Source organism: Streptomyces cupreus, assembly GCF_014257025.1.
Classification (GTDB): Bacteria; Actinomycetota; Actinomycetes; order Streptomycetales; family Streptomycetaceae; genus Streptomyces; species Streptomyces cupreus.
In genome coordinates, this window is the sequence record NZ_JACMSF010000009.1 from 166,223 (window position 1) to 189,783 (window position 23,561).

25 protein-coding genes are annotated in these 23,561 nt (G+C 70.5%); 19 read left to right on the plus strand and 6 right to left on the minus strand.

The features are described from left to right. Positions 1-59 precede the first annotated feature (59 nt). From pucL to H4N64_RS11610, 5 genes are all read right to left on the minus strand, one after another. Complete coding sequence (gene pucL, locus H4N64_RS11590) at positions 60-1,007, minus strand: factor-independent urate hydroxylase (protein ID WP_186282136.1); 948 nt, start codon at positions 1,005-1,007, stop codon at positions 60-62. A 4-nt stretch (positions 1,008-1,011) separates the two neighbouring features. Beyond that, a complete protein-coding gene (uraH, locus tag H4N64_RS11595) occupies positions 1,012-1,419 on the minus strand; it encodes a hydroxyisourate hydrolase (protein ID WP_186282137.1) in 408 nt (135 codons plus the stop codon). Positions 1,420-1,426: 7 nt separating this feature from the next. Beyond that, the gene (gene uraD / locus H4N64_RS11600) at positions 1,427-1,933 is read right to left on the minus strand and encodes a 2-oxo-4-hydroxy-4-carboxy-5-ureidoimidazoline decarboxylase (protein ID WP_186282138.1); all 507 of its coding nucleotides are present in this window, start codon (positions 1,931-1,933) and stop codon (positions 1,427-1,429) included. Between the two features lie 112 nt (positions 1,934-2,045). After that, entirely contained in the window at positions 2,046-2,357 is a 312-nt protein-coding gene (locus H4N64_RS11605; RefSeq protein ID WP_186282187.1) for a helix-turn-helix domain-containing protein, read from the minus strand. Positions 2,358-2,401: 44 nt separating this feature from the next. Then, complete coding sequence (locus H4N64_RS11610) at positions 2,402-2,653, minus strand: thiamine-binding protein (RefSeq protein ID WP_186282139.1); 252 nt, start codon at positions 2,651-2,653, stop codon at positions 2,402-2,404. Between the two features lie 146 nt (positions 2,654-2,799). On the opposite strand from H4N64_RS11610, the gene H4N64_RS11615 reads away from it, so the two are divergent. From H4N64_RS11615 to H4N64_RS11700, 18 genes are all read left to right on the plus strand, one after another. Beyond that, positions 2,800-3,816, plus strand: a complete 1,017-nt coding sequence (locus tag H4N64_RS11615) for a lytic transglycosylase domain-containing protein (protein ID WP_260859659.1) — start codon at positions 2,800-2,802, stop codon at positions 3,814-3,816. Between the two features lie 53 nt (positions 3,817-3,869). Beyond that, entirely contained in the window at positions 3,870-4,904 is a 1,035-nt protein-coding gene (locus tag H4N64_RS11620; RefSeq protein WP_186282140.1) for an RNA polymerase sigma factor, read from the plus strand. A gap of 109 nt (positions 4,905-5,013) precedes the next feature. Beyond that, positions 5,014-5,925, plus strand: coding sequence for an ABC transporter ATP-binding protein (locus H4N64_RS11625; protein WP_186282141.1), 912 nt, complete (start codon positions 5,014-5,016; stop codon positions 5,923-5,925). Continuing rightward, entirely contained in the window at positions 5,922-6,692 is a 771-nt protein-coding gene (locus tag H4N64_RS11630) for an MlaE family ABC transporter permease (protein ID WP_186282142.1), read from the plus strand. Before H4N64_RS11625 ends, H4N64_RS11630 begins: the two co-directional genes overlap by 4 nt. A gap of 3 nt (positions 6,693-6,695) precedes the next feature. Further along, complete coding sequence (locus H4N64_RS11635) at positions 6,696-7,511, plus strand: MlaE family ABC transporter permease (protein WP_186282143.1); 816 nt, start codon at positions 6,696-6,698, stop codon at positions 7,509-7,511. A 5-nt stretch (positions 7,512-7,516) separates the two neighbouring features. Then, the gene (locus tag H4N64_RS11640; protein WP_186282189.1) at positions 7,517-8,743 is read left to right on the plus strand and encodes an MCE family protein; all 1,227 of its coding nucleotides are present in this window, start codon (positions 7,517-7,519) and stop codon (positions 8,741-8,743) included. After that, positions 8,740-9,789: an MCE family protein gene (locus tag H4N64_RS11645; protein WP_186282144.1), complete on the plus strand. Its 1,050-nt coding sequence runs from the start codon at positions 8,740-8,742 to the stop codon at positions 9,787-9,789. The genes H4N64_RS11640 and H4N64_RS11645 overlap by 4 nt, the downstream gene beginning before the upstream one ends. Further along, entirely contained in the window at positions 9,786-10,868 is a 1,083-nt protein-coding gene (locus tag H4N64_RS11650; protein WP_186282145.1) for an MCE family protein, read from the plus strand. The genes H4N64_RS11645 and H4N64_RS11650 overlap by 4 nt, the downstream gene beginning before the upstream one ends. After that, positions 10,865-11,980 (plus strand): MCE family protein, encoded by a 1,116-nt coding sequence (locus H4N64_RS11655; RefSeq protein ID WP_186282146.1) that lies wholly within the window; start codon positions 10,865-10,867, stop codon positions 11,978-11,980. The genes H4N64_RS11650 and H4N64_RS11655 overlap by 4 nt, the downstream gene beginning before the upstream one ends. Then, positions 11,977-13,254, plus strand: coding sequence for an MCE family protein (locus H4N64_RS11660; protein WP_186282147.1), 1,278 nt, complete (start codon positions 11,977-11,979; stop codon positions 13,252-13,254). The genes H4N64_RS11655 and H4N64_RS11660 overlap by 4 nt, the downstream gene beginning before the upstream one ends. After that, positions 13,251-14,507, plus strand: a complete 1,257-nt coding sequence (locus H4N64_RS11665) for an MCE family protein (protein ID WP_186282148.1) — start codon at positions 13,251-13,253, stop codon at positions 14,505-14,507. The genes H4N64_RS11660 and H4N64_RS11665 overlap by 4 nt, the downstream gene beginning before the upstream one ends. After that, positions 14,504-14,986: a hypothetical protein gene (locus H4N64_RS11670; RefSeq protein WP_186282149.1), complete on the plus strand. Its 483-nt coding sequence runs from the start codon at positions 14,504-14,506 to the stop codon at positions 14,984-14,986. The genes H4N64_RS11665 and H4N64_RS11670 overlap by 4 nt, the downstream gene beginning before the upstream one ends. Positions 14,987-15,014: 28 nt before the next feature. Continuing rightward, positions 15,015-15,734, plus strand: coding sequence for a hypothetical protein (locus H4N64_RS11675; protein ID WP_186282150.1), 720 nt, complete (start codon positions 15,015-15,017; stop codon positions 15,732-15,734). Positions 15,735-15,891: 157 nt separating this feature from the next. Further along, positions 15,892-16,713 (plus strand): TIM barrel protein, encoded by an 822-nt coding sequence (locus H4N64_RS11680; RefSeq protein ID WP_186282151.1) that lies wholly within the window; start codon positions 15,892-15,894, stop codon positions 16,711-16,713. Positions 16,714-16,739: 26 nt separating this feature from the next. After that, positions 16,740-17,654, plus strand: coding sequence for a 2-hydroxy-3-oxopropionate reductase (locus H4N64_RS11685; protein ID WP_186282152.1), 915 nt, complete (start codon positions 16,740-16,742; stop codon positions 17,652-17,654). A 171-nt stretch (positions 17,655-17,825) separates the two neighbouring features. After that, complete coding sequence (locus H4N64_RS11690) at positions 17,826-19,316, plus strand: catalase (RefSeq protein WP_186282153.1); 1,491 nt, start codon at positions 17,826-17,828, stop codon at positions 19,314-19,316. Between the two features lie 296 nt (positions 19,317-19,612). Further along, on the plus strand, positions 19,613-19,858 hold the full coding sequence (locus tag H4N64_RS11695) for a hypothetical protein (protein WP_186282154.1): 246 nt from the start codon (positions 19,613-19,615) through the stop codon (positions 19,856-19,858). Between the two features lie 251 nt (positions 19,859-20,109). Then, entirely contained in the window at positions 20,110-20,739 is a 630-nt protein-coding gene (locus H4N64_RS11700) for a TIGR04222 domain-containing membrane protein (RefSeq protein WP_186282155.1), read from the plus strand. A 75-nt stretch (positions 20,740-20,814) separates the two neighbouring features. Here the strand turns inward: H4N64_RS11700 and gcl are convergent, their stop codons facing one another. Continuing rightward, complete coding sequence (gcl, locus tag H4N64_RS11705; protein ID WP_186282156.1) at positions 20,815-22,599, minus strand: glyoxylate carboligase; 1,785 nt, start codon at positions 22,597-22,599, stop codon at positions 20,815-20,817. A gap of 158 nt (positions 22,600-22,757) precedes the next feature. Between gcl and H4N64_RS11710 the strand changes: the two genes are divergently transcribed. Then, on the plus strand, positions 22,758-23,456 hold the full coding sequence (locus H4N64_RS11710; RefSeq protein ID WP_186282157.1) for a hypothetical protein: 699 nt from the start codon (positions 22,758-22,760) through the stop codon (positions 23,454-23,456). The last annotated feature ends 105 nt before the right edge of the window (positions 23,457-23,561 follow it).

The following is a 23,561-nucleotide window of genomic DNA, read 5'->3' on the forward strand; positions in this document are numbered from 1 at the left end:
TGAGTGCCGCGGCCGGGTACACAGAGCCCGGCCGCGGGTGCCGAGATGGAGTTGCTCGCTTACAGGTTGGTGAGGTCCACCGGGATCTTCGCCTCGCAGCCGTCCCTGAGGATGGTGGCCTCGATCAGGCCGTAGGGGCGGTCGGCGGCGTAGTAGACCTCATTGTCGTTCTTCAGCCCGAACGGCTCCAGGTCCACCAGGAAGTGGTGCTTGTTCGGGAGCGAGAAGCGGACCTCGTCGATCTCGCTGCGGTTGTTGATGATGCGCGCGCCCATCTGGTACAGCGTCTGCTGGAGTGAGAGCGAGTAGGTCTCGGCGAACGCCTGGAGCATGTGCTTCCTCACCTGCTCGTAGGACTTCTCCCAGTTGGGCATCTTCTGCTCGTCGTCGGTCCAGTTGAACCGCCAGCGGCCGGAGACCTGGGTCGCGAGGATCCGGTCGTAGGCCTCCTGGAGGGTCGTGTACTTGTCCTTGACGTAGCCCCAGAACTCGGAGTTGGTCGAGTTCATCACGATCAGGTCCTTCAGGCCCGAGATGACCTCCCACGACGAGCCGTCGTAGGTGATCTGGGTGACGCGGGTCTCCTGGCCCTTGCGCACGAAGGAGTGCTTGACCTCGTCGGCGCCGATGAACTTGGAGTTGGCGTCGGAGGTCTCGATCCGTTCCCAGGCGTACTCCTCGATGCGGATCCGCGCGGTCCTGATCGGCTCCTGCGAGGTCACGAAGTGCCGGGCGAGGTGGATGCCGAACTGCTCGGCCGACTCGATGCCGTACTCCTTGGCGAACGCGTACACCGTGTTCTTGGTGGTGTCGGTCGGCAGGACGTGGGCGTTGGAGCCGGAGTAGTGGACCTCGTCCATGTCGCCGGAGAGCGCCACGGAGACATTGAGGTCCTTGATGTGGTGGGTGGCGCCGTCCCGCGTGATCTTTACGACTCGGTTCTCGGCCTTGCCGTACTGGTTCTGTCCCAGGATGACAGGGCGGGCAGGGCGGGAATTGTCAGTCATTTAGCTAGCTCCCTCGGTAAACGGAGTAGCCGAACGGGTTGAGCAGCAGCGGTACGTGGTAGTGCTCGCCGGGCTTCACGGCGAAGGTGATCGCTACCTCTGGAAAGAACGCACCGCTGTCCCGATTCGCGGGGGCGTCCTGCTGCGCATCGGCTTGCTTCTTCTCGAAATACGGCTCCACGGCGAAGTCGAGCCGTACGTGGGTGGTCCCCTCCGGCAGGGCGGGGAGGTCCTTGCACCGGCCGTCCGCGTCGGTCGCGGAGCCGCCGAGCGTCTGCCAGTCCCCTCCTTGCCCGTAATGGGCGGACCGGCCGCTACGGGCGGAGAGCTGGACGGCGACTGCCTCGGCGGGGCGGCCGACGGATGTGTCCAGGATGTGGGTGGACACGGAGGCGGTGGTGCTGGTGCTCATGCTGCTGTCAGTCCTCTTCGACGATGCGGGCGAGCCGGATACGGTTGATCTTGCCCAGCTCGGTGCGGACGATCTCGCGCTCCTGCTCCGGCGAGTTGCCGATCCGCTCCTTGACCGCGTCGCGCATCTGCTCGCCGGTCCGGCCGGTGGCGCAGATGAGGAAGACATGGCCGAACTTGTCCTGGTAGGCCAGGTTCAGTTCGAGCATCTCCGCCTTGAGCTCCTCGGGGGCGCCGGCCATGCCGCGCTGTTCGCGGGCCGAGGTCGGGTCGCCGGGCTTGGGGCGGCCGATCGGCGGGTGGCCGGCCATCGCCTCTTCGAGGTCCGCGATGGTCAGCTCGGCCATGGCGGCGTCGCTTGCGGCGTAGAGGGCCTCGACGGTGGCGTACGGGCGGGCGGCGAGGAGCCGCTCGGCCCAGGTCCGGGAGGCGCACGCCTCGTGGAGCGCGGCGAAGGCCGCGTGCTCCTCCAGGGCGTTGAACCGGACCAGGCCCGGCGTGGATGTGGACGTCACGGGAGCCTCCGTGGCCTTGTGCTGAACGGGCTGCCGATAGCTAACGCCCTGCGCGACACCCACGTCAACACTTTGTTGAAAATTCCGGGTGACGAAACCCGGCAGCCGCCGGTCAGGCCCCCTTCTCGCGGTTCAGGTAGTTGTAGACGGTGAAGCGGCTGACGCCGAGGGCGCCGGCAACGGTCTCCACGCCGTGCCGTACGGAGAAGGCGCCGCGCGCCTCAAGTATCCGTACGACCTCCTGCTTCGCTTTGCGGTCGAGGTCGGCCAGCGGCTTGCCCTGCTTGCGTTCCATGGCGGCCAGGATGTGGTCCAGGGAGTCCGCGAGCTGGGGCAGCCGTACGGCGAGCACATCGGCGCCCTCCCAGGAGAGCACGACGTCGTCGGGGCCCGCCTCGTCCGGCGGGAGCATCTCGCCGCCCATGGCGTCGACCAGCGGCTTCACGGCCGCGATGAAGGGCTCGTCGTTCACCGCGCACCCTCCCCGAGCACATTGATCTGGAGCGAGACGCGGGTGGCGCCGGACTCCAGGGTCTTGCGCAGCAGCGCGTCCACGGCGGTGAGGACGGCGTCGGCGCTGCCCTCGGCGGTGTTGCCGAACGGGCCGACGTCCACCGCGTCCAGCTCGGCCGCCTCGATGACCTCGCGGGCGACGACCGCGTGCGCGGGCGCCTCGTCGAGGTCGAAGGGCTCGGTCGTGAATTCCACTCTCAGTCGCACGCGCTCAACCTAACCGCTGCACGGTTCCTCGGGCAGCCCCAGCCGGTACGGGATCCCCGCGACGGACCCGCCCCCCTGCCCCGTAGAGCAGACGAGGAGAACTCACCGGAGGGGAACGCGACGTGGCAGGACACAGAGTCAGAGGTATGAGGGGTACGGCGCTCGCGGCTGCGGCGATGGCGGCGCTGACCGCGTCCCAGGCGCCGGGGGCGGCACCGGCGCGGGCCGCCGCGCCCATGGAGCAGGCCGCCGGGCGCGGGCCGAGCGTGTCCGGGGACGCCCCCTACCGCACCGGGCTGCCGCCGCTGCGGGTACGGAAGGCCGGGTCGGCACCGGTGGGCGGCGCGCTGCCGGCGAGCGTGTTCGCCGCCTACCGGCGGGCCGAGGCGCGGCTCGCCGACTCCGCGCCCGGCTGCCGGCTGCGCTGGCAGTTGCTGGCCGCCGTCGGCCAGGTGGAGTCGGGGCAGGCGGGCGGCGGACGGGTGGACGCGGAGGGCACGACGCTGACGCCGATCCGCGGCCCCCGGCTGGACGGCGTGCGCTTCGCCCTCATCCGGGACAGCGACGGCGGCGCCCTCGACGGGGACGCGGTGTACGACCGTGCGGTGGGCCCGATGCAGTTCATCCCGTCGACCTGGGCGGTCTGGGGCGCCGACGGCAACGGCGACGGGCGGGCCGACCCGCACAACGTCTTCGACGCGGCCCTCGCCGCCGGCCGCTATCTGTGTGCGGGCGGACGCGATCTGTCCGTGCCGGGCGACCTGGACGCGGCGATCCTCGGCTACAACCACTCCGGGGCCTATCTGCGGACGGTGCGGGCGTGGTTCGCGTACTTCCTGGAAGGGCACCGGGTGGTGCCGGACGCCGGGGCGACGGGCGCCGCGAGCCCGGACCCCGGGGCGTCCCGGCCGGCCCGGCGGGAGCCCTCGCCCACGCCGAGTGCCCGCCCGACGAAGAGCGGATCGCCTACGCCTGCCTCCCCGGCGCCGTCCGAGCCGCGGCCGACGCACAGCGCACCGGCCGACCCGGCCCCGGCCGAGCCCCTGGTCCCCCTGCCCGGCACCGAGGTCGCCCCCGTGCTGCCCAGCGCGCCCCCGCTGCCCGGCAACGATGAGAACTCGATGGTCGCCGCCCCCTCCACAACCGCGACTACCGGGCGGTAATGTCGCCCTCCGCCGGGCGCACGTGACCGGCGGATGAGCGCGAAGGGGCCCTCATGGCGATGGACATGCCGGCGGAGATACAGGCGGCCCACGACCGGTGGGAGCGCATGTGGACCCACCGGGAGCATCTGCTCAGGGTGGCCCGCCGCAGGTCGATGTCCCTGGAGGACGCCGAGGACGCCGTGCACGAGGCGATGCTGCGCGCCGCCGAGCGCCCCGACCTGGACGACGAGCGGCTGGCCGCGTGGCTGACCACGGTGACGATCCGGCTGTGTGTGGACCGGTACCGGCAGGTCAACCGCGAGGCCGAGGTGCGCACCAGCCCGACCCTGATCGCCCCGGGGCCGGTGCCCGTCGAGGAGGCGGTGTGCGACCGGGCCGAGGCCAAGTGGCTGGCCGTGCGCAGCGGTGAGCTGCCCGCGCGCCAGGCGGAGGCGCTCCGGCTGAAGTCGGAGGACCTGGACGTCGGGCAGGTCGCGGTGCGGATGGGCCTGAGCTACCGGACGGTCGAGTCGCTGCTCGCCCGGGCCCGCCGCACGCTGCGCAACTCGCTGGCCGGGACGCTCGGCCTCGCCCTGTTCCTGTGGGGCCGGGGCAGGCCGCGCGGGGCCTCGCAGGCGCAGGCCGTGGCGCTGGCGTCCACGGCGGCGACGCTGGTGGTGGCCGGGTTCGTGCTGCCGTACGCCCACGACTGGGACGGGCAGGGCACCACGCCCCGGACCACCGTCTCCCCGGTCCCGGAGGCCTGGCAGGGGCCGGACACCGACGGCATGGTGCCGTCCCCGGACGCGCGGGAGCGGCCGTCCGCCTCGGCGTCCGGCGCCCCGAGGGCGACGCGGCCCCCCTCGGACCGCCCGCTGCTGCCGCTGTCGGTGCCGCCCCTGCCGGAGGTCCCGCTCACCTCGGCGCCGGAGCTGTCGGCACCCGAGGTGCCGGAAGTGCCCGAGGTGCCGGTGCCCGAGGTACCCGAGCTGCCCGCCACACCCGCGACCCCGGACGTAAGCGACGTCGCGCCCACCGTGCCGGACCTCCCGGACGGCCCCGTCGCTACGGACCTGCCCGAAGCCTCCGTGGACCCACTGCCGTAACCCCTTCTCCACCTGTCCGAAAAAAAATTCGCCTCCGTCGCGACGGACGCCCCGCCCCTCCCCGTAGAGCAGATGAAGGAGCTGCTCCGTGGGCTGAAGGGTGGACCGGATGGGTGTCGAGATCTGTGTGGAAGGGCTGACCAAGTCCTTCGGTCACCAGGTCATCTGGCAGGACGTCTCGCTGACGCTGCCGGCCGGGGAGGTCTCGGTCATGCTCGGCCCCTCGGGCACGGGCAAGTCGGTGTTCCTCAAGACGCTCGTCGGCCTGCTGAAGCCGGAGCGCGGCTCCATCACGATCCAGGGCCGGGACATCACCAAGCTCCGCGAGCACGACCTCTACGAGGTGCGCAAGCTCTTCGGCGTGCTGTTCCAGGACGGCGCGCTGTTCGGCTCGATGAACCTGTACGACAACATCGCCTTCCCGCTGCGCGAGCACACCCGCAAACCGGAGAGCGAGATCAGACGGATCGTCCTGGAGAAGATGGACATGGTCGGTCTGATCGGCGCCGAGGAGAAGCTGCCCGGGGAGATCTCCGGCGGTATGCGCAAGCGCGCGGGGCTTGCGCGGGCGCTGGTCCTGGACCCGGAGATCATCCTGTTCGACGAGCCGGACTCGGGGCTCGACCCGGTGCGCGTCGCCTATCTCAACCAGCTCATCGTCGACCTCAACGCCCAGATCGACGCCACCTTCCTGATCGTCACCCACGACATCGCCTCGGCCCGCCAGGTCCCGGACAACATCGGGCTGCTGTTCCGCCGCGAGCTGGTCATGTTCGGACCCCGCGACCAGCTGCTGACCAGCGACGAGCCGGTCGTACGGCAGTTCCTCAACGGCCGGGTGCAGGGCCCGATCGGCATGGCGGAGGAGAAGGACGCGGCCCAGGTCGAGCAGGAGCTGGCCGAGATCGGGGAGGGCACCGACCCCGAGCACCTCACGCCCCGGCTGCTGCCCAGCCCGGGCATCCCCCGGCCGCCGCGCTGGCAGGCCATCGCCAGGCGGGAGGAGGTGGCCCGCGCATGAGCCTGAACCCCGTGGGCGCGCTGCGCCACTCCGGCAGCCTGTTCGCGATGGCCCTGGACGTCGTACGGACCGTGCCCCGACGGCCGTTCCAGGTGCGGGAGTTCATCCAGCAGGCGTGGTTCATCGCGAGCGTCACGATCCTGCCGACCGCCCTCGTCTCCATCCCCTTCGGGGCGGTCATCGCCCTCCAGATCGGCAGTCTCACCCGGCAGCTCGGCGCCCAGTCGTTCTCGGGCGCGGCCTCCGTGCTCGCGGTGCTGCGCGAGGCCTCACCGATCGTGACGGCGCTGCTGATCGCGGGCGCCGGGGGCACGGCGATCTGCGCGGACCTCGGGGCGCGGAAGATCCGCGAGGAGATCGACGCGATGCAGGTGCTGGGCATCGACCCGATCCACCGGCTCGTGGTGCCGCGGGTGCTGGCCTCGATGGTGGTGGCGGTGCTGCTCAACGGCCTGGTGTCGGTGGTCGGGGTGGCGGGCGGCTACTTCTTCAACGTCGTCCTCCAGGACGGCACACCGGGCGCGTATCTTGCCTCCTTCACCACGCTCGCCCAGCTCTCCGACCTGTGGGCGGCCGAGATCAAGGCACTCGTCTTCGGCGCCATCGCCGCGATCGTCGCCTCCTACAAGGGACTTACCGCCAAGGGCGGCCCGAAGGGTGTGGGCGACGCGGTGAACCAGTCGGTGGTGATCACCTTCATGTTGCTGTTCGTGACCAACTTCGTGATGACCGCGGTGTACTTCCAGGTCGTCCCGCAGAGGGGCTAGCCGATGAGACTTCTCGACCGCCCCTTGAGGTCCCTGGAGGACCTGGGCGCCCAACTCTCCTTCTACGGACGCTCGCTGGCCTGGACCGGCCGCACCCTGCGCCGCTACAAGAAGGAGATCCTGCGACTGCTCGCCGAGGTCAGCTTCGGCCGGGGCGCGCTCGCCGTCGTGGGCGGCACGGTCGGCGTCATCGCCTTCCTGTCGTTCTTCACCGGCACAGAGGTGGGCCTGCAGGGCTATGCCGCGCTCAACCAGCTCGGCACGTCCAACTTCGTGGCGTTCCTGTCGGCGTACTTCAACACCCGCGAGATCGCCCCGCTGGTGGCAGGGCTCGCGCTGTCCGCGACGGTCGGCGCCGGGTTCACCGCGCAGCTCGGCGCGATGCGGATCAGTGAGGAGACCGACGCCCTGGAGGTCATGGGCGTGCCCTCGCTGCCGTTCCTGGTGACCACCCGGATGATCGCCGGGTTCGTCGCCGTGATCCCGCTGTACGTGGTCGGGCTGCTGTCCTCGTACCTCGCCGCCCGCACCATCACCACCGGCTACTACGGGCAGTCGGCGGGCACCTACGACCACTACTTCCAGCAGTACCTGCCCCCGGTCGACGTGCTCTGGTCCTTCGGCAAGGTGCTGGTCTTCGCCGTCGTGATCATCCTTGTGCACTGCTTCTACGGCTACTACGCGAGCGGCGGCCCGGCGGGCGTCGGCGTCGCGGTGGGGCGGGCGGTGCGGACCTCGATCGTGGCGATCAACGTCCTTGATTTCTTCCTGTCGTTGGCGATCTGGGGCGCCAACACGACCGTACGGATAGCGGGGTGAGCCGGGTGAGAGTGGTGCGACTGCGGGTGTACGGCCTGGTGTTCATCGCCGTGCTGGCGCTGTTGCTGTCCCTGTCGGTCGCGGTCTACCGGCAGGCGTTCACGCCGGTCGTGCGGATCACGCTGGAGGCGGACAGCCTGGGCAACCAGCTCGACCGGCGGGCCGACGTCAAGCTGCGCGGACTGCTGGTCGGCGAGGTGCGCGCGGTGCGCGCGGACGGGACGAAGGCGACCCTCGACATCGCGCTCAGGCCGGAGCACGTCGCGTACATCCCCGCCGATGTGCACGCACGGCTGCTGCCCAAGACGCTGTTCGGCGAGAAGTACGTCGATCTGGTCGTGCCCGCCGGCTCGTCCGCGCGGCCGATCAGCGCCGGGGACGTCATCACCCAGGACCGCACCCGGGTCGGCATCGAACTCCAGCAACTCATGAACGACCTGCTGCCACTGCTGCGGACCGTGAAGCCGGGCGAACTCAACGCCACCCTCTCCGCGTTCGCCACGGCGCTCGAAGGGCGCGGCGACCGGATCGGCGACAACCTCACGCGCGTGGAGGCCTATCTGCGCAAGCTCAACCCGCATCTGCCGTCCCTGAAGGAGGACATCGCGCGGTTCGCGGACGTCGCCGAGGTGTACGGCGACGCGGCGCCCGACCTGATGAGGATCCTCCGCAACACGGTCACGACCAGCCGCACGCTCGTGGAGAAGAAGGAACAGTTGGCCGCAGCGCTCACCTCGACCACCACCACCGCCCGCACGGCCGACGAGTTCCTCGCCGTGAACGGCGACCGGCTGATCACCCTCGGCCGCGTCTCGCGCCCCACCCTGGAGCTGTTCGCCCGCTACTCCCCCGAGTATCCGTGCCTCCTGGAAGGCCTGGTCCGGCAGGAGAAGGCATCGGAGGAGGCGTTCCGGGGCGGCAGGATGCGCATCACGCTCGAAGTGGTGCGGCAGCAACCGGCGTACGAACCCGGTGAGGAGCCGCGCTACGGCGAGCGGTCGGGGCCGGACTGCCGCGACATGCCCCACCCTCCGGTGCCCGGACCCAAGCCCCACCTCAACGACGGTACGTCGGCGGCGGGTTCGTCCGGAGCGTCCGGCACCCGTGCCGAGCAGCGCGCCGTGAGCTCGCTGGTGGCGCCGGTGCTGGGCGTGCCCGCCGACGAGGTGCCGCCGGTGGCGACGCTGCTGTTCGGGCCGATGGCACGCGGGACGGCGGTGAGCGTCGCATGAGCACGAGCACGAGCACGAGCAGGGCGAACCGGACCGCGGGACCGCTGATCAAGTTCAGTCTCTTCGCGCTGGTGACGATCCTGGCGACGGCACTGCTCGCCGCCACCATCGTGAACATCTCCTTCACCCCGACCGACACCTACCGCGCGGTGTTCAGCGACGTCACCGGTCTGGAGGAGGGCGACGACATCCGGGTGGCAGGGGTCCGGGTGGGCGAGGTCGAGGGCATCCGGATCAAGGACCGCACCCGGGCCGAGGTCACCTTCACCGTGACCGAGGAGCGCCCGCTGCTGACCAGCACCGGCGCGGTGATCCGCTACCGCAACCTGGTCGGGCAGCGGTACGTCGCCCTGACCGAGGGCCCGGGCAAGGGCACCCGGATGCGGCCCGGCGCGACCATCCCGCTGTCGCGGACGCAGCCCGCGCTGGACCTCAACGCGCTGCTGAACGGCTTCAAGCCGCTGTTCGCCGCGCTCAGCCCCAAGGACGTCAACCAGCTCGCCACCGAGATCATCAAGACGCTCCAGGGCGAGGGCGGCACGGTCAACAGCCTGCTGGCGCACACGGCGTCGCTCACCACCACCCTGGCCGGCCGGGACGAGCTGATCGGTTCCGTCATCGACAACCTCAACACCGTGCTGGAGACGCTCGACAAGCGCGGCGGCCGCTTCTCCGGGCTGCTGAAGCAGTTGCGCCGGGTCGTCTCCGGGCTGTCCGCCGACCGTAAGCCCATCGGGGAGTCGCTGGTGAGCATCGGCGACCTCACGGAGGCGACGTCGGGACTGCTCGCGGACGCCCGCCCGCCCCTCAAGGACGACATCGCCGAGCTGACCGAGCTGACCGGAACGCTGAACAGGAACGAGAAGACCGTGGAGGGCGTGCTGAAGCGGCTGCCGAACAAGCTGGGCGAGCTGACCGGGACGGCGTCCTACGGCTCGTGGTTCAACTTCTACCTCTGCGACTTCGACGGCCGGATCGTGCTGCCGAGGACGCGCGAGGTCATCACTCCCGAGATGCATGTCGCGAGGGCGAGGTGCGCCGGATGAAGCTCCCGCTGCGCAGGAAGCGCACACCCAGGCCCAAGCCGCTGGTCAAGGTGCGCATCGACCCACCGAGGCTGCCGAAGCTGCCGCGTCTGCCGCACCTGCCTCCCTTCCGGGAGCAGAACCCGGTGGTGATCGGCGCCGCCGGTCTGACCGCCCTCGCGCTGCTGACCGTGGCCGCCTTCAACGCCGACTCCCTTCCGGTGATCGGCGATGGCGACACCTACAGCGCCGCCTTCGCGGAGGCGGGCGGTCTCAAGCCCGGCGACGAGGTGCGGATCGCCGGAGTCAAGGTCGGCAAGGTGGAGGAGGTCGACCTGGACGGCGACCATGTGAAGGTCACCTTCAAGGTCAAGGGCGACCCGGAGTTCGGCACGCAGACGGGTGCCTCGATCCGGGTCAAGACGATCCTCGGCGCGAAGTACCTCGCCCTGCACCCCAAGGGCCGGGGGCAGTTGGAGGCCGGCAGTGAGATCCCGCTGACGCGGACCGTGCCGGCGTACGACGTGGTGCAGGCGTTCAGCGATCTGACGACCACGACCGAGGAGGTGGACACCGAGCGGCTGGGGAAGGCCCTGGACACCATCTCCACCACGTTCCAGGACTCCCCCGCCGAGGTGCGGGCGTCCGTCAAGGGCCTGTCGAAGATCTCCCGGACGGTCGCCTCGCGCGACAAGGCGCTGCGTGAACTCCTCGACCACGCGAACGGGGTGACCGGCGTACTCGCCGAACGAACCGAGGACTTCACCGCCCTGGTCGAGGACGGCGACGCGCTGTTCAAGGAGATCAGCAAGCGGCGCAAGGCCATCAGCAAGCTGCTGAAGTCCTCCGCCGCGCTCGGCGTCGAGCTCTCCGGCCTGGTCGAGGACAACGACAAGGAGATCGGACCGGCGCTGAAGGGCCTGAACGGCGTGGTCGAGATGCTCGAACGCAACCAGTCGAGCCTGGACCGCAGCGTCAAGCTGCTCGCGCCCTACGTCCGGGTCTTCACCAACACCCTCGGCAACGGCCGCTGGTTCGACTCCTACGTCCAGAACCTGGTCGCCGCCCCGGTGGTGCCGCGCACGGGAGGCTCGCGATGAGGAAACGTCTGGCGCTGCTTCTCGTACTGGCGCTCGTCGCCGGGGCCGCCTTCGTACTGTGGCCGCGCCCCGAGAAGGTGCGGGTCACCGCCTATTTCCCACGCACGGTCGGCATCTACCCCGGCTCCGACGTCCGCGTCCTCGGCGTCCGGATCGGCGAGGTCAAGGAGATCACCCCGGAGGGCGACCGGGTACGGGTGGAGCTGGAGTACGACGAGGGGCGCAGGGTGCCGGCCGACGCGCAGGCCGCGATCATCAACTCCTCGGTGGTCAGCGACCGTTATGTGCAACTGCTGCCGGTGTACCGGAGCGGTCCGGTGCTGCGGGACGGCGCCGTGATCCCCGAGTCGCGTACGGCGGTGCCGGTCGAGCTTGACCGGATCTTCGACAGCCTGCACACCACGGCCGAGGCGCTCGGCCCCGAGGGCGCCAACAAGGACGGCTCGCTGTCGCGGCTGCTCGGCGTGAGCGCGGACAACCTCCAGGGCCAGGGCGGGAACATCCACCAGACCGTGAAGGACCTCTCGGAGGCGGTCACCACGCTGTCCGACGGCCGCGGGGACCTGTTCGGCACCGTGCAGAACCTTCAGGTGTTCACGGCGGCGCTGGCGGCGGACGACAAGAGCGTGCGGTCGTTCAACACCAGCCTCGCCAAGGTGGCGGAGCAGCTCGCCGGTGAGCGCGAGGACCTCGCGGAGGCGCTGCGCAGCCTCGGCACGGCGCTCGGTGATGTGTCGGCGTTCGTGAGGAAGAACAAGAAGTCGCTGACCTCGAACGTGAAGGGCCTCAGCAAGGTGACCAAAGTGCTCGTCACGCAACGCGCCGCGCTGGAGGAGCTGCTGGAGGTCGCCCCCACGGGTCTGTCGAACCTCCAGAACGCCTACAACGCCTCCGCCGGGACCCTCGACACCCGCAACAACGCGCAGCACCCGCAGGATCCGGCCGCGCTGCTGTGCTCCGTGCTGCGCACGACCGGCGACGAGGGCGGCGCGAACCCGGACTGCGCGGAGCTGGAGCGGCTCTTCGACTCGCTGCCCGAAGTGCCGACCGCACCCGCGGTCTCGGGCACCGTGGACCGTACCCTCGGCGGAATCCTGGGGAGCGCCGCATGAGCGGGCCGCGCAGGCGTGGTGCCGCCGCGTGGGCGGCGGCCGGTTCGCTGCTGCTGACGGGCTGTGAGTTCAACGGCTGGTACGACGTGGAGCTGCCGGGCGGCGCCGCCGCTGACGGCCGCGCGTACCGGGTCACGGTCGACTTCCGCGATGTCCTCGACCTGGTCCCGCAGTCGGCGGTGAAGGTCAACAACGTGACGGTGGGCGCGGTCGAGAAGGTGGAGCTCGCGGGCTGGCACGCGCGCGTACAGCTGCGGGTCGCCGACTCGGTGCAGCTGCCCGCCAACGCGGTCGCGGAGCTGCGCCAGACCAGCATGCTCGGCGAGAAGTACGTGGCACTGTCCGCCCCGCCCGGCACCGACCCGGTGGGCCGGCTGCACGACGGCGACCACATCCCGATCGCCCGCAGTGGCCGCAACCCGGAGATCGAGGAGGTGCTGTCCGCCCTGTCCGCGCTGCTCAACGGCGGCGGGGTGGCGCAGCTCAAGACGATCAGCGTGGAGCTGAACAAGGCCCTGGACGGTCGCGAGGACCGGGTCAAGTCACTGCTGGGGGAGCTGGACACGTTCCTCGGCGGCCTGGACGGACAGCGCGAGGACATCGTCCGTGCGCTCAAGGCCGTCGACCGGCTCGCCAAGCGGCTCGGAAGGGAGAAGAAGACCATCGCCAAGGCCGTCGACACGATGCCGCCCGCGCTCAAGGTGCTCGCGGACCAGCGCCGCGACCTGACCAAGATGCTCACCGCCCTGTCGAAGCTGGGCAAGACGGGCACGAAGGTGGTCGAGGCGTCCCGGGACGACACGGTCGCCAACCTCAAGCAACTGCAGCCGATCCTACGGGAGTTGAACAAGGCCGGCAGCGACCTTCCCAACTCCCTCGAACTGCTCACCACTTACCCCTTCCCGCGCAACGCCGTGGACGCGATCAAGGGCGACTACGTCAACCTCTCCGTCACCGCGGACCTCGATCTGGCGAGCCTCTACGGCAATCTGGCCGAGGAGCCCGGCGACGGCGGCGACACCCCCGACGGACCGGACCTTCCGGATACCCCGGATCTCCCCGACACGCCCGAACTCCCGGACCTGCCGGGCGTGCCCACCCCCACGCCCGGTCTGCCCGACTCTCCCACCGCCCCCTCCGCTCCGTCCGACGGCGGCGACGACCTGCTGTGCCCGCCGGTGTGCACCGCCGCCTACGGCACCGGAAACCGGGGCCTGCCAGCCGGGATCGACCTCGCGCTGGCGGAGCTGATGCTGAAGGGGATACAGCCGTGATCACACGTACGGTCAAGGCCCAGCTGATCGCCTTCGCCACCGTCACCGCCGTCGGTGTGTCCTATGTCGGCGCCGAGTACACGGGCCTGGTCGACAGCGCGCTGGACCGCGGCTACACCGTGCGGGCCGACTTCGCCGACTCCGGGGGCATCTTCACCGGCGCCGAGGTCACCTACCGCGGGGTGCCGGTGGGACGGGTCGGCGCGCTGCGGCTGACCGGCGCCGGCGGGGTCTCGGTCGCGCTGGACATCGACGACGGCGCGCCGCGCATCCCGGCGGACACCCTCGCCGTGGTGGCGAACCGCTCGGCGGTGGGCGAGCAGTACGTCGACCTCCAGCCGCGCGGCTCGAGCGGGCCGTATCTGCTCGACGGCAGCACGATCCCGCGCGGCCGCACGCGCGTGCCGCTGCCCACGACCGACCTGGTCCTCGGCCTCGACCGGCTGGTGAACTCGGTCGGCAAGGACGATCTGCGGGTCACCGTCGACGAGTTGGGCAAGGCCTTCGCCGGCACCGGCCCGCATCTGAGCCGGCTGGTGGACTCGGGCAACGCGCTCGTCGAGTCCGCGTCCGAGTCGCTGCCCGAGACGATCGAGCTGATCGAGGACTCCCGGAAGGTGCTCAAGACACAGGCCGACCAGGGCTCGTCCATCAAGGCGTTCTCCCGCGATCTGGCCCTGCTCACCGCGGAGTTGAAGTCCAGCGACGGCGATCTGCGCAAGCTGATCGGCAACGCGAAACCGGCGGCGGTGGAGCTCAACTCGCTGCTGAAGTCGACGCAGCCGCAACTGTCGGTGCTGCTGGGCAACCTGATCAGCGGCGGCCGGGTCACGCTCGCCCGGCTGCCCGGCGTGGAACAGGCCCTGGTCACCTTCCCGGTGGTGGTCTCGGGCAGCTACACCGTCATCCCCGGTGACGGCACCACCCACTTCGGCCTGGTGGTGAACGCCGACGACCCGCCGCCCTGCACCCAGGGATACGGCACGGCCCGGCGCGACCCGGCGGACACCAGCACGCGCGAGCCGAACACCGACGCGCGCTGCACGCTGCCGCGCGGCAGCGAGTCCTCGGTGCGGGGCGCGCAGAACGCCCCCGGTTCCCAGCCGACGACATACGTCACGGCGTACGACCCGGAGACCGGCACCACCACCGGCCCGGACGGAAGGACCGTCGAGATCGGCTCGACGGGCGGCCAGCAGGCCGTGTTCGGAAAGGAGTCGTGGCAATGGCTGCTCGTCGGCCCCATGGCATGAGGCACCCCGGGGCGGTGGCGGCGGCGCTCGTCGTCGCGACCGTCCTCACCACCGCGCTGGCGGTCTGGCTGGCCCTCGGGCTCGCCGGACAGCGCGAGGCGGAGCAGCGGCGCCAGGACATCCTCGCCGCCGCCCGTCGCTCGGCACTGAACTTCACCTCGCTCGACTACCGGCACTACGGCCGGGACAGCGCGAATGTGCTGGAGAGCGCCACCGGGAACTTCAAGAAGGAGTTCGCCGCGCAGACCAAGCAGCTCACCCAGCTGGTCACCGACAACAAGTCCGTCTCCGAGGGCCAGGTCCTGGAGGCGGGCATCGTCCGCTCCGACGAGCGCTCGGCCCGTGTGCTGGTGGTCGCCGACAGCGAGGTGACCAACACCGCGGTGCCCCGGGGCGAGGCGCGCACCTACCGGCTCCAGCTCGATCTGGTGCACCGCGACGGCCGCTGGCTGACCTCGGACGTCGAGTTCGTCGGCTGACACGCACCACCTGTTGAGGAGTACGACCATGGCGAACCCGACCACCCGAACCCGCAGCGCCGGCTCGGCCGGCCGCCGGACCCTGACCGCGGCCGCCCGCGCGGCGGCCAAGCGCGCCGAGCGCGGCGCCACCACCGATGACGTGCCCGAGGACCGGGCCTCCGGGCGCACCGTGCTGGTCGAGGCCCCGAAGAACGGCTGGGAGGACCCGCCCGAGCCGTCGCCGGAGGATTTCGAGGAGACCCCGCCGCGGGAGCGGGGCACCTCCCGTCACCGGAAGCTGCTCACCGCGGCCCTGTGCGTGCTGCTGGTGGCGGGGCTGGTCGCGGTCGGCGTACTGGGATGGCAGTACTGGGAGGCGCGGCGGGCTCAGCAGGCGCGGGGTGAGGCGATGGCCGCCGCGCGGAAGGCGGCGCCGGTCGTGCTGTCGTACGACTACCGGCATCTGGACCGGGACTTCGCCCGCGCCCGCGCGCTGCTGACCGGGAAGTTCGCGGGCGAGTACCGCAAGACCACGACCGCCGTGGTCGGCCCGACCGCGAAGAAGTACCACGGCGTGGTGAAGGCGACCGTCGCCACGGCCTCCGTCGTGTCGGCCGCACCGGACAAGGTCGTCGTGCTGCTCTTCGCCAACCAGATCACCGAGAGCACCCGGGTCTCGGGCTCACGCCTGGATCTGAACCGGGTGCGGATGACGATGGCCCGCACCGACGAGGGCTGGAAGGTGAGTGCCGTGGACGCACTCTGATCAGCCGTTTCGACCTGCCCCCGCGCATCACGCGCGGGGGCTTTTTTGTGCGCTCGGCTCTTGACAGCTCTCCCCCTCCACAGGCAGTCTTCCATTAAGCAGAAAGCAACTTCCGCAATACGGAATAGTCAGAGTACGGAAGGGAGCGCCGGACCCTATGGGATTCGACGAGCAGCGCTTCAACGTCAACCTGTCGATCCTCTTCACGGAACTCCCGCTCCTGGAGCGCCCCGCGGCCGCCGCCACGGCCGGCTTCACCGCGGTCGAGCTGTGGTGGCCCTGGATCGACTCCCCGACCCCCGAGCGGTCCGAGCTCGACGCCCTGAAGAAGGCGATCGAGGAGGCGGGCGTCCAGCTCACGGGCCTGAACTTCTACGCCGGCCGGCTCCCGGGCCCGGACCGCGGCGCCCTGTCGGTCCCGGGCGAGGAGTCGGACAGGTTCCGCGCCAACATCGACGTGGCCGCCGACTTCGCCGCCTCCCTCGGCTGCAAGGCGCTCAACGCGCTGTACGGCAACCGCGTCGAGGGCGTGGACCCGGCCGAGCAGGACGCGCTGGCGCTGGAGAACCTCGTCCTCGCGGCCCGGGCCGCCGACCGGATCGGCGCGATCCTGCTGATCGAGGCGCTGAACAAGCCCGAGTCGCCGCTGTACCCGCTGGTGAGCGCGCCCGCCGCGGTGGGGATCGTCGACAAGGTCAACGACGCGACCGGCCTCGGCAACGCGAAGTTCCTCATGGACCTCTACCACCTGTCCATGAACGGCGAGGACCTCCCGTCGGTGATCGAGCGGTACGCCGCCAGGACCGGCCACGTGCAGATCGCCGACAACCCGGGCCGAGGCGCTCCGGGCACCGGCTCCCTCCCCCTGGAAGACCTCCTCGACCAGCTGCAGAAGGCGGGTTACGACGGCTGGGTCGGCCTTGAGTACAAGCCGGGCGACCGCCCGAGCGCCGAGGCCTTCGACTGGCTGCCCCGCTGACCCCCCTGACCGAAAGGCACCCCATCATGAGCAACCTCGCAGATTCCTCCCACCCGACCCGCCCGGCGATCGCCTGGATCGGCCTCGGCATCATGGGCTCCCCCATGTCCGAGAACCTGATCAAGGCGGGTTACGACGTCACCGGGTTCACCCTGGAGCAGGAGAAGCTGGACCGGCTGACCAAGGCCGGTGGCACGGCCGCCGGTTCGATCGCCGAGGCCGTCAAGGACGCCGACGTCATCATCACGATGGTGCCCGCCTCCCCGCAGGTCGAGGCCATCTCCTACGGCCCGGACGGCATCCTGGAGAACGCTCGCTCCGGCGCCCTGCTGATCGACATGTCGTCCATCACCCCGCAGACCTCCATCGACCTGGCGAAGGCAGCCGAGGTCAAGGGCATCCGCGTACTGGACGCCCCGGTGTCCGGTGGTGAGGCCGGTGCCATCGAGGCCGTACTGTCGATCATGGTCGGTGGTGAGCAGGCCGACTTCGACGAGGCCAGGCCGGTGCTGGAGGCCCTCGGCAAGACCATCGTGCTGTGCGGTCCGCACGGCTCCGGCCAGACCGTGAAGGCCGCCAACCAGCTGATCGTCGCCGTGAACATCCAGGCGTGCGCCGAGGCCGTGGTCTTCCTGGAGAAGTCCGGCGTGGACCTGAAGGCGGCCCTGGACGTCCTGGGCGGCGGCCTGGCCGGCTCCACCGTGCTCACACGCAAGAAGGACAACTTCCTCCAGCGCGACTTCAAGCCGGGCTTCCGGATCGACCTGCACCACAAGGACATGGGCATCGTCACCGACGCCGCCCGCAACGTCGGCGCGGCCCTGCCCGTCGGCGCCGTGGTCGCCCAGCTCGTGGCCTCCCTGCGCGCACAGGGCGACGGCGGCCTGGACCACTCCGCGCTGCTGCGCGCGGTCGAGCGCCTCTCCGGCGCGCAGGTCTGACGACCCCGAAGACCTCCGGGCGGCGCCGCCGCTGACACCTGTCCTGTCGCGCCCAGGCGGTGGCGCCGCCCGGAATCCAATTCAACAAACTGTTGACGCTCACTCCCGCCCACTTCTAGGCTCCACGAAGCGGAAACAGGTTTCCGCTGACTCCCGCACGGAAGGTCCACGATGTCGAAGCGCGTGCTCACCACCGAGTCCGGCGCCCCGGTCGCCGACAACCAGAACTCCGCCTCCGCCGGCGTCGGCGGCCCGCTCCTGCTCCAGGACCAGCACCTCCTGGAGAAGCTGGCGCGCTTCAACCGGGAGCGGATCCCGGTGGGGGCACCTCCCACGCCCTTAAGGCAGTGGGGGAGTGTGGTGCACGCCCGCGGCTCCGGCGCGTACGGCTACTTCGAGGTGACCGACGACGTCACCGGCTTCACCCACGCCGACTTCCTGAACACCGTCGGCAAGCGCACCGAGGTCTTCCTGCGCTTCTCGACCGTGGCCGACAGCCTCGGCGGCGCGGACGCGGTCCGTGACCCGCGCGGTTTCGCGGTCAAGTTCTATACGGAAGAGGGCAATTACGACCTCGTCGGGAACAACACCCCGGTGTTCTTCATCAAGGACCCGATCAAGTTCCCTGACTTCATCCACTCGCAGAAGCGCGACCCGTTCACCGGTCGCCAGGAGCCGGACAACGTCTGGGACTTCTGGGCGCACGCCCCCGAGGCGACCCACCAGGTGACCTGGCTGATGGGCGACCGCGGCATCCCGGCGTCGTACCGCCATATGAACGGCTACGGCTCGCACACCTACCAGTGGACCAACGCCGAGGGCGAGGCCTTCTTCGTCAAGTACCACTTCAAGACGAACCAGGGCATCCGCAGCCTGTCCACCGAGCAGGCACAGGAGATCGCGGGCAAGGACCCGGGCTCCCACCAAACGGACCTGCTCCAGGCCATCGAGCGGGGCGTCAACCCGTCCTGGACGCTGCACGTGCAGGTGATGCCGGCGGCCGAGGCGGCGGAGTACCGCTTCAACCCGTTCGACCTGACCAAGGTCTGGCCGCACAAGGACTACCCGCTCCGGCGCGTGGGCCGCCTGGTCCTGGACCGCAACCCGGACAACGTCTTCGCCGAGGTCGAGCAGGCCGCGTTCTCCCCGAACAACTTCGTTCCGGGCATCGGCCCCTCTCCCGACAAGATGCTCCAGGGCCGCCTGTTCGCCTACGCCGACGCGCACCGCTATCGCCTGGGCGTCAACCACACCCAGCTCGCGGTGAACGCCCCCAGGGCGACGACGGCGCGGAACTACGGCCGTGACGGCCTCATGGCGTCCAACTCCCAGGGCCGGTACGCCAAGAACTACGAGCCGAACTCCTACGACGGCCCGGTGGAGACCGGCCGCCCGCTGTCCGCCCCGCTGGCGGTGCACGGCCACACCGGCACCCACGAGGCCCCGCAGCACACCAAGGACGACGACTTCTTCCAGGCCGGCGAGCTGTACCGGCTGATGTCCGCCGAGGAGAAGTCCCGGCTGATCGCCAACATCGCCGGTGGCCTGTCCCAGGTCTCCCGCGACGACGTGATCGAGAAGAACCTGGCCCACTTCCACGCCGCCGACCCGGAGTACGGCAAGCGCGTGGAGGAGGCGGTCCGCGCCCTGCGCGAGGACTGAAAGTCTCCCTGACCGCGTCCGCGCGAGCTGAGAGACCCGGATGAGGGGTGGTCGATCAGTGGTGGGCGCGGGGCAGGGTGAGGACCGCGGCGGTGTGCGAGCCAGTGCGGTGGTGAAGGATCCGAGCCCCTTCTCGACCTGAGGGAAGGGCGTTTCGGGCTCCGTCGCGACCGCCGCGGTCCCGAAAAACCTCCATGCCTCACCGGCCGAGAGCGCCGGATACGGACGGTCCCGTATCCGGCGCTTCTCGGCGTTCCCGGGGTGCGGAACGGCTCCTCGCGCAGGAGTCTGAAGACATGGCACAACCAACGCAGCAACCGCACATCGTGGTCCACTCCCCGGCCCTGGACGGCTCCCGGCGGGTCACCGCGGGGGACGAGACGCTGGGCATCGCCTCGCACGTCGACGATGTCGCCGAGTTCCTCCGACTGGCCGACCTGTACGTCACCGACGTCGCCGAGACCGACCTCATCGAATGGCAGGGCGGCGGCCCGGACGAGTGGCCGGGGCTTTCGGAGCACCACGAGTCACACGAGGCGTGAACCACCTACACCGCCGTCCGTAGTCCGGCTACGCAACCCTCAAATCAACCTCTGAACCCGCGCCCGGGGGCTTCAACCACCCCCGGGCGCGGGCACATTCTCGGAACACGGGGCCCGTCGGCACGGGGGCGGCGGGCCCTGGCGGGCCGCACACCGGTCAGGGGTGTCCGGTGGGCCCGGAACAACGGGGGCGGCCTGAGGCCCGCCGATACGGGGGTGTGCGGCGGGCCTCAAGCCAGTGGAGGTGTGTCATGAGCGACGACGTTACGGACCGCCTTCCGGAGCCTTACGGGATCGCCCTGCTGCGCGGCGGCCCCCGCGCCGCCGTCACCGTCGCCGTGGTGGCGCTGCGACTGCGGGGCGTCGTCGAGGCCGGCCGGCCCGGCACCCTGCGCAGGGCGGCGACCACGGACAGCTCGGACTCCTGGGATCCGCTGGAGAAGGCCGTACGCGCCGGGCTCTACCGCCCCGCCGGGATACGGGAGTTGCTGGACCGGACCGTCGTGGGCCATGCCCTCGCTCGTCTGCGACGCGACCTCATCGCGACCGGACTGCTGCGCTCGACCCTTCCGGGCCCGACCCGCGCGGGGCGCCGTCAGCTGGCGGCTCTGCGGCGGCTGCATCCGCTTCCGTCCGACGCTGCCGGCGTGACGCTGGAGGGGCTTCTGCTCGCGGTCGCACTGTACGGGGACCAGGCCCTCACCGCGTTCCTGCCCCGGTTCACCGAGGCGGCGGGGCTCGTCGGCCGTGGCCGTGACATGCGCGTGGACGAGGGGCACCACTCCGCCGGCGGGGTCACCGGCCTGGGTGGCGCTCTCCGCGACGAGTACGAGTCCGGCGGGTACGGCTGCGGCGGGGGTGGCGGAGGCGGCGGGGACTGAGAGGCCCCGGGAACGACGAAGAGGGGGCAGCCCACACCTCGGATGGGCTGCCCCTGACAGGTCTGATCTGACGGATCAGACCTTCAGCGTCTTGATCGAGGTCGGCGCGTGGCCGGGCTCGGTCGCGATCTCCTCGAACTCCACGACATTGCTGATGTCGTTGGTGGTCGACATGGAGATGTTGGTGACGCGCTCCAGGATCGCCTCGACGACGACCGGCACCTGGAACTCGGCGGCGAGCTTCTTGGCCTGCTCGAAGGCGGCGCCGAGCTCCGCCGGGTCGGTCACCCGGATCGCCTTGCAGCCGAGGCCCTCGGCGACCTTGACATGGTCGACGCCGTAGACGCCCAGCTCGGGCGAGTTGATGTTCTCGAACTCCAGCTTGACCTGGAAGTCGATGTCGAAGGCCCGCTGCGCCTGGCGGATCAGGCCCAGGTAGGAGTTGTTGACCAGGACATGGACGTACGGGATCTTGTGCTGCGCCCCGACCGCCAGCTCCTCGATCATGAACTGGAAGTCGTAGTCCCCGGACAGGGCGACCACGGAGGCCTCCGGGTCGGCCTTGGCGACACCCAGCGCGGCCGGGATCGTCCAGCCGAGCGGGCCCGCCTGACCGCAGTTGATCCAGTGCCGCGGCTTGAAGACGTGCAGCATCTGGGCGCCGGCGATCTGCGAGAGGCCGATGGTGGAGACGTACCGGGTCTCCGGGCCGAAGGCCTTGTTCATCTCCTCGTAGACGCGCTGCGGCTTGATCGGGATGTCGTCGAAGTGCGTACGGCGCTGGAGGGTCGCCTTCTTCTCCTGCGCGGACGCGGCCCACACGGAGCGGTCGGGCAGCTTGCCGGCCGCATTCAGCTCCTTGGCCACCTCGACGAACAGCTCCAGCGCGGCCTTGGCGTCGGAGGCGATGCCGTAGTCCGGGGCGAAGATCTTGCCGATCTGGGTGGGCTCGACGTCGACGTGGACGAACTTCCGGCCCGCCGTGTAGACGTCGAGCTTGCCCGTGTGCCGGTTGGCCCAGCGGTTGCCGATGCCGAGGACGAAGTCGGACTCCAGGAAGGTCGCGTTGCCGTAGCGGTGTGAGGTCTGCAGGCCCACCATGCCGGCGTTCAGCTCGTGGTCGTCGGGCAGCAGGCCCCAGCCCATCAGGGTCGGGACGACCGGGGTGCCGGTCAACTCGGCGAATTCCACGAGGAGTTCGGCGGCGTCGGCGTTGATGACACCGCCGCCCGCGACGATCAACGGCCGCTCGGAGGCGTTCAGCATCCCGATCGCCTTCTCGATCTGGGCGCGGGTCGCGGCGGGCTTGTAGACCGGGAGGGGCTCGTAGGTCTCCGGGTCGAACTCGATCTCCGTGAGCTGGACGTCGATCGGCAGGTCGATGAGGACCGGGCCCGGGCGGCCGGAGCGCATCAGGTGGAACGCCTGCTGGAAGACGCCGGGGACCTGCGCGGCCTCCAGGACGGTCACCGCCATTTTCGTGACCGGCTTGGCGATCGAGGCGATGTCGACGGCCTGGAAGTCCTCTTTGTGGATCACGGCGGTCGGCGCCTGGCCCGTGATGCACAGGATCGGGATGGAGTCACCGATGGCCGAGTACAGGCCGGTGATCATGTCGGTGCCGGCGGGGCCGGAGGTGCCGATGCAGACGCCGATGTTGCCGGGGTGCGTGCGGGTGTAGCCCTCGGCCATGTGCGAGGCGCCCTCCACATGCCGGGCGAGGGTGTGCTGGATGCCGCCGGAGGCCTTGAGCGCCGCGTAGAACGGGTTGATCGCCGCGCCCGGCACACCGAACGCGTTGCTGACGCCCTCGCGCTTGAGGATCTCAACTGCCGCGCGGGCAGCGGTCATTCGAGCCATCGAGTACTCCTGCTTCGGCTGTCGGATTCGCATCCCCGTCGCGCCCTGCGGTTGAGCTCTTCCGTATTGCGGAAAGTAATTTCTACTATCTGGAAGCAATGTAAGTGGGGGGACGAAGCCCGTCAAGAGTCGGACAAGCCGGGGCCGACTGGAGCACCATGGGTGCCATGCCCCAGAGCGTGGCGGTGTGCTGCCCGGCCTGCAGACGTGAGCACCAGTACGCGGCTCCGTCCTATCCGTGCGTCTGCGGTGCCCCCGTCATACCGCCGCTGGATCCGCGCGGGGTCCCGGTCGCCGTCCAGCACCGGGTCTGGGCCGAGGAGTGGGTGAGCGTCCGGTGCGTCGCCTGCGGCCGGCGCGGCCAGTGGCCGCACCCCGAGCTGGGCTGCCCGTGCGGAACGGTCGTACGGGTCCCGGTGGCGCGGACGCCCTCCTCTGCCGACCCCGGCGCCCCGGCGGCCGAGGAGCCACGGCACCGGCCACCCTTCGCGCCCGTGCCGATCCGCACCGCCCGGGACGCCGTCACGGCCGCCGCCCTCTATCTGCGCTGGCTCGGCTACCGGGACATCCGCCGCGCCCACCAGCGGCCCCCGTCCGGCATCGGCCTCGCCGCCCACGGACTGCTCGCCCAGGTGGACCCCACCATGCGCCCGGCCTCCGTGCGGGACGTGGAGTGTCTGTGGCTGACCGCCATGACGGAGTCGTCGCTCTGCGTCTACTTCTCCCTCGCCGGATACGCCGTCGACGGCCGCGCCCGTGCCGACGCCCTCGGCGTCCCCCTGTTCGTCCTGGACCTCACGGGCACCCCGCAGCCGGTCAACGACCACGCCGACGCGCTGGCCTTCCCCACCGGCTGACGTCCGCGCACACGAGAACGCCGGCCCCCGGGAGTGCGGGAGCCGGCGCTTCGGGCAGGACTCGTCACGGGTTGACGCACCGCTGTCGGCGCACGGCCCAGCCGG

What these genes read in the sequence shown, in the direction of transcription:
- H4N64_RS11615 (WP_260859659.1), top strand. Translation starts at nt 2,800, where the DNA reads ATGAGGGGTACGGCGCTCGCGGCTGCGGCGATGGCGGCGCTGACCGCG.
- H4N64_RS11620 (WP_186282140.1), top strand. Translation starts at nt 3,870, where the DNA reads ATGGCGATGGACATGCCGGCGGAGATACAGGCGGCCCACGACCGGTGG.
- H4N64_RS11655 (WP_186282146.1), top strand. Translation starts at nt 10,865, where the DNA reads ATGAGGAAACGTCTGGCGCTGCTTCTCGTACTGGCGCTCGTCGCCGGG.
- H4N64_RS11650 (WP_186282145.1), top strand. Translation starts at nt 9,786, where the DNA reads ATGAAGCTCCCGCTGCGCAGGAAGCGCACACCCAGGCCCAAGCCGCTG.
- H4N64_RS11710 (WP_186282157.1), top strand. Translation starts at nt 22,758, where the DNA reads ATGGGTGCCATGCCCCAGAGCGTGGCGGTGTGCTGCCCGGCCTGCAGA.
- H4N64_RS11605 (WP_186282187.1), bottom strand. Translation starts at nt 2,357, where the DNA reads ATGGGCGGCGAGATGCTCCCGCCGGACGAGGCGGGCCCCGACGACGTC.
- gcl (WP_186282156.1), bottom strand. Translation starts at nt 22,599, where the DNA reads ATGGCTCGAATGACCGCTGCCCGCGCGGCAGTTGAGATCCTCAAGCGC.
- pucL (WP_186282136.1), bottom strand. Translation starts at nt 1,007, where the DNA reads ATGACTGACAATTCCCGCCCTGCCCGCCCTGTCATCCTGGGACAGAAC.
- H4N64_RS11695 (WP_186282154.1), top strand. Translation starts at nt 19,613, where the DNA reads ATGGCACAACCAACGCAGCAACCGCACATCGTGGTCCACTCCCCGGCC.
- H4N64_RS11680 (WP_186282151.1), top strand. Translation starts at nt 15,892, where the DNA reads ATGGGATTCGACGAGCAGCGCTTCAACGTCAACCTGTCGATCCTCTTC.
- H4N64_RS11635 (WP_186282143.1), top strand. Translation starts at nt 6,696, where the DNA reads ATGAGACTTCTCGACCGCCCCTTGAGGTCCCTGGAGGACCTGGGCGCC.
- H4N64_RS11670 (WP_186282149.1), top strand. Translation starts at nt 14,504, where the DNA reads ATGAGGCACCCCGGGGCGGTGGCGGCGGCGCTCGTCGTCGCGACCGTC.
- H4N64_RS11630 (WP_186282142.1), top strand. Translation starts at nt 5,922, where the DNA reads ATGAGCCTGAACCCCGTGGGCGCGCTGCGCCACTCCGGCAGCCTGTTC.
- H4N64_RS11645 (WP_186282144.1), top strand. Translation starts at nt 8,740, where the DNA reads ATGAGCACGAGCACGAGCACGAGCAGGGCGAACCGGACCGCGGGACCG.
- H4N64_RS11700 (WP_186282155.1), top strand. Translation starts at nt 20,110, where the DNA reads ATGAGCGACGACGTTACGGACCGCCTTCCGGAGCCTTACGGGATCGCC.
- H4N64_RS11690 (WP_186282153.1), top strand. Translation starts at nt 17,826, where the DNA reads ATGTCGAAGCGCGTGCTCACCACCGAGTCCGGCGCCCCGGTCGCCGAC.
- H4N64_RS11625 (WP_186282141.1), top strand. Translation starts at nt 5,014, where the DNA reads ATGGGTGTCGAGATCTGTGTGGAAGGGCTGACCAAGTCCTTCGGTCAC.
- H4N64_RS11685 (WP_186282152.1), top strand. Translation starts at nt 16,740, where the DNA reads ATGAGCAACCTCGCAGATTCCTCCCACCCGACCCGCCCGGCGATCGCC.
- H4N64_RS11660 (WP_186282147.1), top strand. Translation starts at nt 11,977, where the DNA reads ATGAGCGGGCCGCGCAGGCGTGGTGCCGCCGCGTGGGCGGCGGCCGGT.
- uraH (WP_186282137.1), bottom strand. Translation starts at nt 1,419, where the DNA reads ATGAGCACCAGCACCACCGCCTCCGTGTCCACCCACATCCTGGACACA.
- H4N64_RS11675 (WP_186282150.1), top strand. Translation starts at nt 15,015, where the DNA reads ATGGCGAACCCGACCACCCGAACCCGCAGCGCCGGCTCGGCCGGCCGC.